The following is a 14,481-nucleotide window of genomic DNA, read 5'->3' on the forward strand; positions in this document are numbered from 1 at the left end:
AGGTTTTGGTATAGGTCTGTTTATTGCCAACGAAATAGTCAAACGCCATAATGGCTTTATAAAACTGGAAAGTAAAATTGGGGAGGGCTCGGTGTTTACATTTGTGCTGCCTTGTTATGAGGAAAAGAATAAGGAACTGGCCTGTTAGTACTACGTGAGCAAAAAACGCCGTCAATTAACCGCCGTTCAGAATGTATAGAGGAAGACCCGTTTTCCCTACTCCCCCACTCCGACTTCAGACCTCCGACCTCCGATCTACCGTTCCCTAAATAACTCCCCCCGTTCCCTAACCCACCCCTTAAAAACCAAACCTTCCTCCCTATCTTCCCCCAATTAGTAACGATGGGATCGTCCTAATTTAAAAAACCCAGGCGTACCGGTGCAAGTCCGGCTTATTCCTTGTTTTTCAAGGGGTGCATCACGGCGACCTGGGTGTTTTTACCGCTATTGCTGGATTAAATTAACTGTAAGTATTTATCAGCCGAGGCGGACGTCTTCTCCCAAAGCTTCGGGATTGCTCGACGTTACTGCAAAAAGGCTTGACTCTCATCCTCCTTTACCCCCACCTTGACTCAGCTTCACTCCCAGCAAGGCCTCACGAAAATATTCTATTTGCTCTGTAATTAATATAGAGCTCGTTCGTCTTTTAATACGATAATTACGGCGAACCTATTGCCTACTGGCAAAAACTACAGGATGCGTATACTAGCCTCACCACCAAACAGGTGAATGATGCGATGCGTAAGTATCTTGATCCGGCTAACGTAAATATAATTAAGGCTGGTGATTTTGCTAAAAAGCCGGCTGAAAAGCGGGCCCGCCCCTACCCTTAATGCGATAAATACCTGATTATCTGCATATTTTTGGGGAAATAAAACCAAACCAAATTTAATAAGGCAGTGTTGCTAAAGTATGGAAAACTTTAAACTCAACAGCTATGAAAAATTATTTATCGAAAGCAAGTATGCTACTTGCTGTCACCATCATGTGCTTCGGATGTAGCAAAGATGAAGACAAAGAACTGGTACAACCCGATTTTGGAATAACCAGTCAGATGAACTTAGGCACCAATTTAGTCTTAAGTGAAAACAGTGAAACAGTAACTTTTGACAAAGTTGCGAAAGATGGCAGCGGTTTCGTCATTGGAGTAATGAGTGATAAATCTGCCAAAGTAATTGGTGTCCAGGCCTTCCAAAGGACTGGAGTTAATGTCTACTCCCAGACAAACGTGGCTAATATCTTCGATTCAGGCCAGCTAACCCCAAATCCAGACCACAATCAAATCGATGACATCCTTACGCCTAATAAGCAGTATTTAACGGCTGGAAGCCCTTATGGGGGCGTAAGTACTGATGGTAGTGGTAGCACGAACGATACCCCTTTAGGTAAAGTAATGATTATCAATCGTTCTACTAATTCAGCAGAGGCCTATGATTATAATCAGGGGGGCAAAATAGTGTTTGACTTCTCGGCTTATGGAACGGTCGCCTTGAGCAATATCTCAGTTGTTGATGTCGACTCCTACGAAGGAGCAAGTAATATTCTTCTTTACGACGGGGCCGGAAACTTACTGAAGACAGTAGCTATACCGGTAGTAGGAGATAACGGGAAAGCAGTTGTGAATTTGGGGGGAACTTCGGGGGTTGTGAAAATGGAGGTATACCTGGGTCCTGGAGTGGATGCAAAAGATGCTATGACTGGCTCAGGAACAATTGACAATATCGTTCTCGCCAGTATGCCTAAGGTTATGGGTTGTACGTATACCCAAGGTTATTGGAAAACTCATGCTAGCGGCAAGAAAGCTGATCCAACCTGGGGCAATCTGCCAAATACGATCTTCTACGGCAGTGGTTTAACATACCTGAATTTGATGAATACTGCTCCTAAAGAGGGTAATGCCTTTGTTCAACTGGCACACCAGTATATAGCCGCCAAATTAAACGTCGCGAAACAAGCTTCTACTACTTCTGAAGTTGATTCTGCTCTTTCCGCTGCTTTGGAATACTTTACTGCGGTTTCTAATGGGGGCAGCTCTTATCTTAACACGATCAACTCTCCTTACACCACTGCTACAAAAGCTCAATTGACCCAATGGGCAGGTATCTTAGCCGACTACAACGAAGGCAAAATTGGTCCGGGACATTGTAAATAATAAAGATAAGCACTATTTTAAAAATCTCAATCAAAAAGCCGCTGCAATCATGTAGCGGCTTTTTTGGGTCCAACGGTGTTCATTCCACCTGGGCGGCGTTAACCCTTCCGCTAAAAGTTCATTACTGAAGGCGTTTAACACGAACCCGAATTACATCTCACCTCAGCTTCTAGGTTATTCTTACAATGTGTTGATGTCTTTGGAGCCGAATAGCCTCCTGTTAACTCAGCATGATAATGATACTTATCCCGTCTGGATGCTTCAGGACACTTTCGGCATCAAAAAAGATGTCAAAGTGCTTAATATTGATTTCATCATCCTTGACCGCTTTTTATTGCTAAACGTTTAGATTCAAATGAACAAGCTGCAAAGTTATTGGGGGATTTTAATTGAGCATTTTATTTTTTTTATTTCACTTGTAAATGTGAATAGGAATCTATTATATTTACTTTTGTTAAGTAAATAAGAATCCCTCATGAAACCACAAACTCTCGGTGAATTTGAAGAGTTAGTACTACTTGTAGTAGCTGCGCTGCATGACGAAGCATATGGAGTGGTCATATTGGAAAATTTGGAAGAGAAACTGAAGAAAAAGGTAAACATCAGTGCAATCCATGTTACCTTAAAACGCATAGAAGAGAAAGGGTTTGTAAAATCAAGGTTTGGGGGAATAACGGAAGACCGTGGTGGCAGAAGAAAGAAGTTCTATATAATCACCCCGGAAGGCAAAAAGATGCTCGATGCTCAGTACGAGTTGAGAACCAGTATCTACAAACAAATCCCGGCAATTTCATTTGGTTAAGATGAAAGAAAGTCCGCCAAAAATAGCGCTTCAATTCCTACGCTGGTTCTGCCGGGAAGACTATCTGTAAGAGATAGAAGGAGACCTCACGGAAGTATTCGAAAAACAATACGGAAGCCATCCCCGCAATGCGAAATGGAAATTCGCAGGAAGTGTGATCAAATATTTCAGGCCTGATTCATACCTCCTGCCTCCATCGCGTTAAAATTATGTTAAACATTTAACTTATTTTAAGATCATAATACCTTAGTTTAATATTCGGGCCATGACTGTAGAAGTGCTCAGGGTAAGAACGACTGGAAAGAAGTACCTACGTTTAGGTGTATGCCAGGTTTTTAGAATGAGTGGTAATTTGATACCAATTTATTTCATGATGGAATCTATTCAATAATCACATTGAATAATGCGGGTCTGATACGATGGCGCAGCAGAAAGGAGACTTTGAAAAAGGCGAACACTTTGGCAGTATTGATATCCTCAATTTACTAAAGCAGATTATACATGGATGAGATCAAATTAGGCCTAAAAGATAATTGGAAACAGTTTACATTACTTGTTCTGGTTAATATGATGGTGGGCGGTATGGTAGGACTCGAAAGGACGGTAGTGCCACTCATTGGAACAGAAGAATTTAAGGTCAGCTCAGATGTAGTCGTATTTTCTTTCATCATTGCCTTTGGGGTGGTGAAGGCATTTACCAACCTTTTTTCGGGTACCCTTGCAGATAAGTATACGCGCAAGAAAGTACTGATCATGGGCTGGCTTGTTGGCCTGCCTGTCCCCTTCCTGTTGGGTTGGGGACCGACATGGAACTGGATTCTATTTGCCAATGTACTGTTGGGCATAAGCCAGGGCCTGGCCTGGTCCATGACGGTAAATATGAAAATCGACCTGGTCGGCCCCACCAAGCGGGGTCTGGCAATGGGCCTCAACGAAGCTGCAGGCTACGGCGCTGTAGGCCTGACTGCATTGTTAACCGGGTATTTGGCTGCTAATTATGGTTTAAGGCCTGAACCATTTTACATAGGCATTGCCTATAGCATTATTGGTTTATCGCTTTCGATTTTTGTGATTAAAGACACACGTAAACATGCTCAGCTGGAAGCAGCTCAAATTCAAAAGACAAGTTCTGGTGAAGCTCCTCATAAACCTGATTTGCTTTGGGTTTTCAAGGAAACATCCATCAAAAACAAAAATCTATTTTCCATTTCGCAGGCCGGCCTGATCAACAACCTGAATGATGGGATGTCATGGGGCGTGTTCCCGCTGTTATTTATGTCGATGGGGGTAGGTCTGGAAGGCGTCGGATGGATCAAGGCGATTTACCCGGTGGTATGGGGACTTGGCCAGATCATTACCGGTCCTTTAGCCGATAAGATCGGCAGGAAGCCGCTTATCGTGTGGGGTATGTTTGTACAGTTTTTGGGCCATGTCATTATTGGATTGGAACTGTTTCCTCCCCTGACCTCGGGCATGGTCGGATCTGTACTGCTTGGTGCGGGAACAGCAATGGTTTACCCCGCCTTACTGGCCGCTGTGAGTGATGCCGCGCACCCTTCATGGAGGGCCAGTTCTTTAGGCGTTTACCGTTTTTGGCGCGACATGGGTTATGCTGTAGGCGCATTAATGGCAGGAATAGTAGCGAACTTCTTCGGCTTAATGTGGGCAATACACATTGCCGGCTTTATTACATTTCTATCAGGTATTGTCGTTTGGATAAAAATGAAAGAAACACTAATACCAAAGCCTTGAAGTGTAGCTTACTCAAATAATATGGTGGGAACATTAACTTAAATTATAAAAAGGGGAATGAAAAGACTCAAAGTTATTCATAAAGGACTTAATAAATAGCTAAGGGGAAACGGTAAGTCGATGGTTTGCAGGCCTGATTGACGGGCCAATAAATAATATTATCTTTCATAAAAGTTTTTCATTATGGTTTCAAGAGCGCTCCTAACAGTTTCAAGGGTTTGTATTTTACTGGTTTTTATAAGCGCATTAAAATCCACTGCACAAACAAAACAGGCCTTGACTGTGCCCGGGCTGCAATCCCCGGTGGAAGTTTTGCGGGATAAGTGGGGAATGAATCATATTTATGCTGCCAACCAGCACGACCTGTTTTTTGCTCAGGGCTATTGTGCTGCCAAAGACCGCTTATTTCAATTCGAAGTGTGGAGGAGACAGGCTACCGGAACAGTGTCAGACATCCTCGGGCCTCAAGAGCTGAAACGAGATATTGGCGCCCGGCTTTTTAAATACAGAGGCGATCTGTCGAAAGAACTGAATTATTACCACAAAGATGGGATAGCCATTATCAATGCGTATACCGATGGTGTAAACGCCTATATCAATGAAGTGCTAAAAGATCCGGCCCTGCTTCCTATGGAGTTTAAAATGCTTGGGATTAAACCCATGCTGTGGACCCCCGAAATAGTCATCTCAAGACATCAGGGATTGAAAGGCAACATTAATAAAGAACTGGATATGGGACGGGCAGTGGCCAGTGCCGGAGTTGATAAAGTAAAAGATCTGATGTGGTTCCATCCTAAGGACCCCGACATGCGTCTCGATAGCTCGATAACGAAGGACATGCTGTCTGAAAAGATCCTTGAATTATACGACAGGGCTCACAGCACCTTATCATTTCGGGATGCAGAGATCACCATCTCTCAAAATAGTCCTCTGCCTGAAGAGGGCGCTGTAGACGGTAGTAATAATTGGATAATCAGCGGTAAAAAAACAGCCTCCGGATTTCCCATTCTTGCAAACGACCCCCACCGGAGTATCTCGCTGCCTTCATTAAGATATATGGTCCATTTAGTCGCTCCAGGTTGGAACGTGATCGGCGGCGGTGAACCCGTTATACCCGGAGTATCTATAGGTCATAATGAGGATGGTGCCTGGGGACTCACCATTTTTGAAACAGATAGCGAAGATCTTTACGTGTACGACCTCAACCCTCAAAATCTACTTCAATATCGCTATAAAGGAAAATGGATAACTATGAGTGAGTTAAAGGAATCTATCCCTGTAAAAGGCTCGAAAAATGAAGAAGCTGTACTCCGATATACCCTTCATGGACCGGTTACCTATATTGACTCTGCAAGGCATAAAGCCTATGCTATCAAGTGCGCATGGTTGGAACCGGGAGGCGCGCCATACCTGGCTTCACTGCGAGTAAATCAGGCGAAAACATGGAATGATTTCCGCAATGCATTAAAATATAGCAATCTGCCCGGAGAGAATATGATTTGGGCCGACAAAAAAGGCAATATTGGCTGGCAGGTCGTAGGAATCGCGCCTATCCGTAAGAACTTTAGCGGGATGGTGCCTGTCCCCGGCGACGGTCGTTATGAATGGGCGGGATATCTTAATATTAAAAAAAGACCCCATGTTCTTAATCCCGAAAATAATTTTCTAGCTACTGCCAATCAGAACGTTACTCCCGACACTTATACTCGCTGGAATACCGTGGGTTATACCTGGGCAGATCCGTATCGCGGCAAGCGAATAAATGAAGTGCTGAGCGCTAGTAACAAGATTACCCTGGAGGAAACTATAGCCCTTCAAACAGATTATTTTTCTATCCCTGCCCGAACTCTTGTGCCTTTGTTATTGAACCCGGGACTTAAATCAGATCTCACAGACGCCAAAGGCTATTTCAAAAATTGGAATTTCGTACTTGATAAAAGTTCTGTTGCAGCAGGCATTTATGCCATGTGGGAACGTCATTTATACAGTGAAGCCAATAAACGATTTGTGCCGGAAGAATTGAAAGGATTAATTTCCATTCAATTAAGCAAACTCGTGCAATGGCTCGAATCCCCGGATACCAGATTTGGGTCTGATCCTGTTAAAGGAAGAAATGATTTTTTGGAAGAGACCTTTGGACAGGCCATTAAAGAATTAACCGCCAAACTTGGAAAAGATCCCGGCAAATGGATTTATGGCCAGGATAATTATAAACATACATACCTGGCACATCCCTTAAGTCAGGCACTACCGGTTAATTTAAAAGACCAGTATAACCTGGGGCCGCTACCCAGAGGCGGCAATGCCCACACACCGAATTCAACCGGTAGTGCTGACCGGCAAGCCTCGGGAGCAAGCTTTCGATTTATAAGCGATCTGGCGGATTGGGATAAAGCCCTGATGATAAACACCCCGGGACAGTCGGCAGACCCCCGAAGTAAGTATTACAGTAATTTATTCGAACTATGGGCAGCAGATGAGTATTTTCCGGCTTACTTTTCAAAAGATAAAATCAGTGAGGTTATAGAAGTGCAAACCATTTTAACACCGGGTAAATAAATTGATCCGTTAATAATAGATATCAAAGAACGCATCATGAAAACATTCAACTTAAAACCTTTAAGAAACGGCAATGAAATTTATGGGACGATTATCTCAGGAGAGCATGTTTTCTATTTAACACAAAACGGAAAGCACGAGATGAAAGACGGGCTTGCGAGGTTTACGCAGGTTTGGCTATTGAAAGACGGTACATGGAAGATGACTGATATATTAAGTTATGACCATGGGCCAGCATATAGACACTGATCCCCGTACGAGCAGGTTAGAAAACGTCGAATACATATTATATTAACAGGCTACATTAAAGAGCCCCTTTCGAGGGCTCTTTTGGTTTTTGTATCACTTGATTTGTATCCGATCGAATAGTCTATAGGGTTAAGCTCCAATCTATTTCCCGAATGCCTGTTTAAGTTGGTCCGTAGCATATTTCTGTGCATCTTTTGCTTCAGGAACTATAGCCGACATCCCAAAGAATTCGTGCGTAACACCATCATAGTTCTTATAATCCACGCTCACGCCGGCTGCCTTAAGCTTCTCGGCCAACATTTTTCCATCACTATTAAGAGGATCAATTTCTGCGGCTATAATAGTTACAGGAGCTAAGCCCTTAAGGTTCGCATCAACAAGAGATATTCGGGGATCTTTTGCTTCTTCCATATTGTTCAGGTAGTTCTTGTTGAACCACTCCATCATAGGTTTATCCAAAGGTTTTGCAGAGGCATACTTGACGTAGCTTTCGGTGGTCATGTCTGATTGGGCAATAGGGTAAACCGCTATTACTCTCAACGGAACTTTTATGCCCTTATCTCGTGCCATGATCGCCATATTTACAGCAAGATTACCACCGGCACTCTCTCCCGCGACGGCAATTTTATTAGGATCTCCATTAATGGAAGCGGCATTTTTAACCGTCCATTCATACGCGGCATAAGAGTCCGTATGAGCTGTTGGAAATTTATGCTCCGGACCCATTCGATACGCAACAGAAACAACCACTGCATTAGTCTGTTCTGCAAATGCCTGAGCGGATGCACCATAAACATCAAGATCGGCAATAACAAAGCCACCGCCATGATAATAAACGATGACCGGGAAGGGGCCAGTCCCTTTAGGGGTGTAAATACGTAAATGTATATTCCCGCCTGCAACCGGGATATCTTTTCCGCTGGTATCGACTGCAGGAGGGGGTACAGTGACATTATTCTCGGCTATCAGGTCCATCACCGCATCAGTGGGTGTGTGATTTTTCCTGGCCTCGACTGCTGTCAGCTGTGGAATGGGCGTGTCTTTATAACTTTCAAGCTTTTCAATCACTGCCTGCATTTCAGGCTTCATGTTGGGCGCCCATTCTGGTGCCTGCCCTTTGGGTTTAATCATAGTTGAATTGGTTTTCATGGTATCGGTTAAAACAGTGGTCTTGTTATTAGAATCGCCTCCGCACGAGCTAAACAGAAGGATCGCAATTGAGGTTGTAAGAAGGGTACGGAGGGAAATTAATCGTTTATTCTGAGTGGATGTTTTCATATTTGATGTTTTGATATTTGATGTTCAAAAAAATAATAGTGGTATTGGGGAATAATCAATGACTTATCGGTAAATAATTTTTCATAAATATTCTGCATCCGTGTCCTGTATTCATTGGCAGCCTTCTTTGAAGAAGACAATGAGGATATTTTGGAGAGGGATTGCCTTAAAGGTCGTTCGTTAAATAAAAGTCTTAACTCACACATCGCTGCCCTCAGCCTGGTCTTCACCGTACCCAAAGGGATATTTAGGTCCTCAGCTGCTTCAGAATGCGTATATCCTTTAAAGTAGATCAGATCAATTAGGGATTTGTATTTAGGCTGAAGATTTCCGGCCATCTCCTTTACTCCTATGGTATCGGGATTGTTCGATGAGTGGTATTGGTCATCCAAAGTCGTTGACAAACTGGAAATTGATTCGTTTCGCAAGTAATTTCGATAGGACCGGCGCTTCATCTGATCTAGAACGTGAAATCTTGTAATATTAATCATCCATGTAAACAAACGGCCTTTCGATTCATTGTATTGACTAAATGATTGCCAGATTTTTACGAATGTTTCCTGTAGAAGATCTTCTGCGAACTCCTCATTGTGGACCATTTTAAATATAACACCATTCAGCGTTGCGGAATAGTTATCGTAGAGAATAGAAATAAAGGTCTGATCACCTTCTCTCATTCCCTTTATCAACTCTTCTTCGGTGACCTTCATCATAATAAATTAAGAACTCATTTCTATCTTCTGTCAGGGACATTAATAGTCAAAATCGCATTGTAGGTCGGACCTTAGCTTTTCATCGCTTTATTCAATTTCTGGATAGTGACTAAAGAGACAACCCTAAAGCAAAAGGATTGTTCGGATAAATAAATACTTGATTCTCTGCGTATTTATTCCAAAACTTCAATAATTATTTCTGTCGGATAGGATTGAACGAGGCTTTGGGGTGCCTTTTTTCTATAAAAACTATCCTATTTTTGAGTAAACGGATAATTATGGAAGGAAATCATGGAATTTAAAACGGAAAGAATACACATTCGGCCTGTATCTATAAACGATAAAGAATTAATATTTGCTTATCGGTCCGATCCTGACACTTGTAAATATCTGAGTTTGATTCCCCAAAGCGCGGATGATGTGGAAGATTTTATTAGAAAATCTTCCGGCGAAATCAATGTTGCCGGGACCTGGTTTCAATTCGTGATTGTAGAACAGCTAAATAATCAGGTGATTGGAGACATAGGAATTCATTTTTTGGATACCGATCCGGAGAATAAACAAGTCGAAATAGGGTATACTTTAGATAGAAAATATCGTGGGAAAGGATATGCGACAGAAGCTTTAACTGTCCTAATAAATTTTTTAATAAAGGATTTAAACAAACATCGAATTACAGCCTCAATTGATCCAACTAATATACCGTCGATTCAATTGATTGAGCGATTAGGTTTCAGAAAAGAAGCTCATTTCGTTGAGAGCTTGTTTTTTCATGGGATGTGGGTTGACGATTTGATTTACGCCATCCTTGCGAAGGAATGGATAGAAAAAATCAGACCATGATCTTACACAAATTTATAATCATACCCTTCCAGCTGTGAAAGCAAGGTTGCCGGATGATCTGTTGCCACTACCCTTCCTTCTATTTTTGGAGATACGGGTGAATGGACAGCCAGGTAGTCGCTCATGATCTGGTGTAAAGTAACACGAAGATTTTTCGGCTTATGAACATGCTCTATTCTGCACAGCGTATCATCCGGATCTCCTTCTCTTTCACAGGCAACGATGCTGTACATTTTTTTCAGGTCAACATTGTCCCCTTTTACCTTGACGCTTTTAAGTCGCTTCCCTTTGCTGTTGTTAGCAGCAAATTCTATCTCCATTCCAGAAAATCGGATTACCCAGCCTCCGAAACGCTCCGCAGGATTTTGGGCAAACACATTATGAAGTTCTTTCTCCAGCCAATCCCACAATTGCTGACCGGTAATCTCCCCTGCTTTGGCATCGCTGTCGACAGGTAGCATGCTCCATAGGAATTCATAATTGATCTCCGCCTTACCTGTTTTAGCATCGGGTACCAGCGGGGGACAAAATCTGAACCCGTTACTCAACGCGATATCCGGTTTAAACTTCCACATGATGGCGTCTGTGATCATATTGTCCATCGGGTTCTCCAGTACATAGTATCTTACTAAAGGCACAGTAGTTACACCAATAACTTTATCCAGTTTCTCCTTATAAGGTTCTCTTGCTTTAGATACTAAGGCTGTCATTTCCCGGTCGGGCCGGTATCTGTCCGGGTCAACATCGAGGAGCTGGTAATTATGGTCTTTTACCTGACCATTCTCAACCACGATATCCAGTCTCGAAATAAATGAGCCAAATGCGCCTGGCTCAGTAACCTTCGCGTACTTAGCGTCAATTGGCTTCCTGACCCGTTCGTGGGTATCTGCCCCCAGTATATAGTCCACACCTTCAATTTCCGCATTATTACCCAGATCTACCTGCTGGGCAAGGCCCATATGGGTTACGAGGAAAACCATCTGGCATTTTTCATAATCCCGAAGTATGCGGACATATTTCGCCACGTTAAGTTCAGGCTTCGTAAATGTGATACCTTCGCTATAGGCCGGCGACTGTCTTTTAGGTGTTAAAGGATCATTATAGCCGATAAATCCGATTTTAATCCCGGAAAGGTATTTGGTCCAGTAAGGCGCATACATCAGATCGCCATTTTCGCGATCCTTAGTGTCATGGAACATGTTGGCGCAGATCTTCTGGGCGTGGTATTGGCCCATATCTTTACGCATCATTTCTTTACCGTAAACAACCTCCCAGTTTCCGGGAAGCACCAGGTCGTAGCCTATGTTATTGATTAGGGGAACAATCGCCTGTCCTTCGCTTAAAGCTGCTACTCCCCCTCCCTGAAAACAATCGCCCCCATCTATAACCAGAGTATTCTCAGGGTTTTGAGCCCTCAGCTTATTGATCATGGTTTTCAAGACTGCAAAGCCACCTCTTTTTTTATAAACAGGACGATTATTCTCCCAGAAAAATTCATCATGGGTGTAGAGCTGTGCATGTATATCCGCCGTATGCAAAATGGTGATGTGGTTGGCTTTACCCGCTTTGACAGCAAGGCTATTCATAATCTCTGAAGTATGCACTTCATTGCCTGTGATCGCAGAGGCTATCTGCGGTAAACCAGCTAATGCTAAACCAGCCATCCCTGCAGTTTTCAGGAATGAACGGCGGTCATCGGCACAGTTGCAGCTGTCAGTTTGTTTTTTCGAAGACATATTTAGCTGGTTAATTATTTATGGTTATTTGTCTACCGTCTGCTCCTCCCTTAATTTGACTTTATAGGAGCCAGGTTTTGCGCCGTCCTTTTAAAGATTTAACGACGAAGGCCTGAGTAGTTTTCTATTGGACTTTTTTGATTACAGCAATTACGAATTTCCCTAAAACAAATTGGTGTTTATGTAACTTTTGTCACTTAAGCTGTTATAAATTCTCTTAACAAAACCGGTCGAACCAATTCGCCTGCACTACCTGCAACAAAACCTACAGAAGTCAGTTTTTGACGGTACTTCTTAACAACCTTTTCATCATGATGGCAGCTTTCTTGGCACGGGCAAAATTGTAGTGATTCTTATTTATTAATACGCTCCGCATCGTTAACAGGATTACCAGGGTGCTTTTCCGGGGATTCTGTTATCGTTCACCAGAAGCTGTTTAAATCATTATTTTTCATCACAATTTTAATGCTAGCGCCATTCTCACAAGACGAAAAGAGTGGAGGAGAAGTGGCGATTCTGGGGAGGGGGAAAGTTAGGTTACCAAAAGCCACCTTCTTGTGGCTTTTGGTAATGTCCTTAGGCAAAATTTCAACGCTCGACTGTCACAAGTAAGAAAGTAGCAGGTATTGAAGTTGTATTCTCGCTGTTGCTTCTATTTTGACTGTTAAATAGAGCTTCCAGTTCACTTAACAGTGAGCTCTCCTTTCCATTTTTTTCTGCAGCCTCAAAAGCATTCATAGTGGGTCCGTAATAGTTTTTGAATGTGTTAACTAATTCAGATGGGGAAAATTGGGCGTTGAAAGTAAACGTATCTCTGCTAAATGAGATATTTTCTCTCGATATTCCAGCATTTGTAAACCGTTCTATAACATTATCCTCAACACCCCAGAGCATTGGACTAACAAAACCTTCGGGTGGTGCCGGTGTATAAGAAGAACTTATTTTTAATATTTGAGCTACTAGTGTAGGATCCCCTGGAATCCAGTTTCCCATAATGATTTTGCCGCCTTTACGGGTAACGCGAACCATTTGCTTGGCTACGTCAAATGGCTTAGGTGCAAACATCGCTCCGAAGACGCTGACTACAAGATCGAAACTTTGATCATGGAGTGACTCCAAATTTGTCGCATCTCCTTCCTGAAAACTAATATTCGTCAGTTCATGGGCTTTTGCTCGCTTGTTTCCTGCCTCAACCAAATTCCTGGCAATATCAACACCAAGAACCTTTGCACCCAATTGGGCGGCCGGTATTGCTGTGGTGCCATCACCACAACCTAAGTCAAGAACTTCTAAACCTTTTTTGATACCGAGTTTAGATACGAGAGCTGCACCACTTTCACGCATGGTGTCCGCGATCCGGGTAAAGTCACCCTTTTCCCATAATGCCTTATTTGGATTTGGGATTGCTGAAGTTGTTTGATTCATTATTTCCAGGATTTAATGTTTAAAAACCTTTTAAAAATAAATATTTGTGTCCATCCACTCTTGGTCAGATTAACCAGATGCAAATGTAAGATGATGAAAGTTAAACAATTAAATGTTTTTTTCATAAAAATTGAGCACTTAATTGCTGAGACGTTCGAACATTAAGACACATGGTTACAGAAAATTAAAAAGTACTTACAAAATAGTACGGGCACTAGTTGGGCTGGAGGTCCATTGAATTTTCAAATTCTTCCAGAATTTCATCAAAACTTCATAATACCCCATTAGTTTTGAATCAATAAAATAGAATTATCTATTTATAAAACCCGCATGGCCTTGTCCTCCGCAGACAGATTTAAGTTCTCAGAAGGCAAAAGCGCATGCAACATTGAATAACATTTAAAAACTAAACTTAGGATTATGAAAAAGCTATTTTTTTCAGCAGCATTGGCACTGTTCGCCGTAGCTGCGGTTGCTCAAACAAAAACAAAAGTAAAAAGTGATGTTAGTGTAACAGCTAAAAGCAAGACAGAGAAGAACAAAGAAAAAGGTACAGAAGTCAATGGTGACGCCAGGGCCAAATCTGATGTTGAATTCCGTCAGGACGATGCAAATCGTGATGGTAAACTGTCAGCAGAAGAGAAAACAGCCAGGAAAGAAGCAAAAAAAGAAGAGACCAGAGCCCGTAAGGCAGATCGGGTTGATGATGGATCATCAAAAGGTTCAGGTTCTGAAAATAATATACATGGAAAAGCGGTCAGCGAGCTGGCAACCGGAACCACCCTCGAGGGAAGCGAAAAAGGTGCTGCAATAAGCGGCCTGGCGAAAACTAATTCAAATGGTGAACTTCGCCGCGAGGAGAAAAACAAGGATGGTAATATAAGTCCTGAAGAAAAAACGGCTAGAAAAGAGGCTAGAAAAGAAGAAGCTAAAAGCCGTAAGGCCGACCGCTCTGATGACGGCCTTCTGAAC

General features: G+C 42.5%; 13 protein-coding genes. 9 read left to right on the top strand and 4 right to left on the bottom strand.

Annotation, left to right across the window (positions count from 1 at the left end; all coding sequences use genetic code 11):
- Window positions 1-10: 10 nt before the first annotated feature.
- The 7 genes from WBJ10_RS16620 (at window position 11) to WBJ10_RS16650 (ending at window position 7,514) form a co-directional block, all read left to right on the top strand.
- On the top strand, window positions 11-148 hold the full coding sequence (locus WBJ10_RS16620) for a hypothetical protein (RefSeq protein WP_424292338.1): 138 nt from the start codon (window positions 11-13) through the stop codon (window positions 146-148).
- A gap of 789 nt (window positions 149-937) precedes the next feature.
- A complete protein-coding gene (locus WBJ10_RS16625) occupies window positions 938-2,152 on the top strand; it encodes a hypothetical protein (protein ID WP_424292315.1) in 1,215 nt (404 codons plus the stop codon).
- Window positions 2,153-2,345: 193 nt separating this feature from the next.
- Entirely contained in the window at window positions 2,346-2,501 is a 156-nt protein-coding gene (locus WBJ10_RS16630; RefSeq protein WP_424292317.1) for a hypothetical protein, read from the top strand.
- A gap of 126 nt (window positions 2,502-2,627) precedes the next feature.
- Window positions 2,628-2,954 (top strand): PadR family transcriptional regulator, encoded by a 327-nt coding sequence (locus WBJ10_RS16635; protein WP_424292319.1) that lies wholly within the window; start codon window positions 2,628-2,630, stop codon window positions 2,952-2,954.
- A gap of 501 nt (window positions 2,955-3,455) precedes the next feature.
- Window positions 3,456-4,706 (top strand): MFS transporter, encoded by a 1,251-nt coding sequence (locus WBJ10_RS16640; protein WP_424292321.1) that lies wholly within the window; start codon window positions 3,456-3,458, stop codon window positions 4,704-4,706.
- Between the two features lie 183 nt (window positions 4,707-4,889).
- Complete coding sequence (locus WBJ10_RS16645; RefSeq protein ID WP_424292323.1) at window positions 4,890-7,265, top strand: penicillin acylase family protein; 2,376 nt, start codon at window positions 4,890-4,892, stop codon at window positions 7,263-7,265.
- Between the two features lie 36 nt (window positions 7,266-7,301).
- A complete protein-coding gene (locus tag WBJ10_RS16650) occupies window positions 7,302-7,514 on the top strand; it encodes a hypothetical protein (RefSeq protein ID WP_424292325.1) in 213 nt (70 codons plus the stop codon).
- A 141-nt stretch (window positions 7,515-7,655) separates the two neighbouring features.
- On the opposite strand, the gene WBJ10_RS16655 is transcribed toward WBJ10_RS16650, so the two are convergent.
- The gene (locus WBJ10_RS16655) at window positions 7,656-8,792 is read right to left on the bottom strand and encodes an alpha/beta hydrolase (RefSeq protein ID WP_424292327.1); all 1,137 of its coding nucleotides are present in this window, start codon (window positions 8,790-8,792) and stop codon (window positions 7,656-7,658) included.
- Window positions 8,789-9,505, bottom strand: coding sequence for an RNA polymerase sigma factor (locus WBJ10_RS16660; protein ID WP_424292329.1), 717 nt, complete (start codon window positions 9,503-9,505; stop codon window positions 8,789-8,791). The genes WBJ10_RS16655 and WBJ10_RS16660 overlap by 4 nt, the downstream gene beginning before the upstream one ends.
- 291 nt (window positions 9,506-9,796) lie before the next feature.
- Between WBJ10_RS16660 and WBJ10_RS16665 the strand changes: the two genes are divergently transcribed.
- Window positions 9,797-10,348 (top strand): GNAT family N-acetyltransferase, encoded by a 552-nt coding sequence (locus WBJ10_RS16665; RefSeq protein ID WP_424292331.1) that lies wholly within the window; start codon window positions 9,797-9,799, stop codon window positions 10,346-10,348.
- A gap of 2 nt (window positions 10,349-10,350) precedes the next feature.
- On the opposite strand, the gene WBJ10_RS16670 is transcribed toward WBJ10_RS16665, so the two are convergent.
- Window positions 10,351-12,084, bottom strand: coding sequence for a bifunctional metallophosphatase/5'-nucleotidase (locus tag WBJ10_RS16670; RefSeq protein ID WP_424292333.1), 1,734 nt, complete (start codon window positions 12,082-12,084; stop codon window positions 10,351-10,353).
- 588 nt (window positions 12,085-12,672) lie between these two features.
- Complete coding sequence (locus WBJ10_RS16675) at window positions 12,673-13,509, bottom strand: methyltransferase domain-containing protein (RefSeq protein WP_424292335.1); 837 nt, start codon at window positions 13,507-13,509, stop codon at window positions 12,673-12,675.
- 420 nt (window positions 13,510-13,929) lie between these two features.
- Here WBJ10_RS16675 and WBJ10_RS16680 point away from each other — a divergent pair.
- Window positions 13,930-14,481: hypothetical protein (locus WBJ10_RS16680; RefSeq protein WP_424292337.1), on the top strand; the 552-nt coding region annotated here is incomplete at its 3' end.

This window comes from Daejeonella sp. (assembly GCF_049655485.1).
Classification (GTDB): domain Bacteria; phylum Bacteroidota; class Bacteroidia; order Sphingobacteriales; family Sphingobacteriaceae; genus Daejeonella.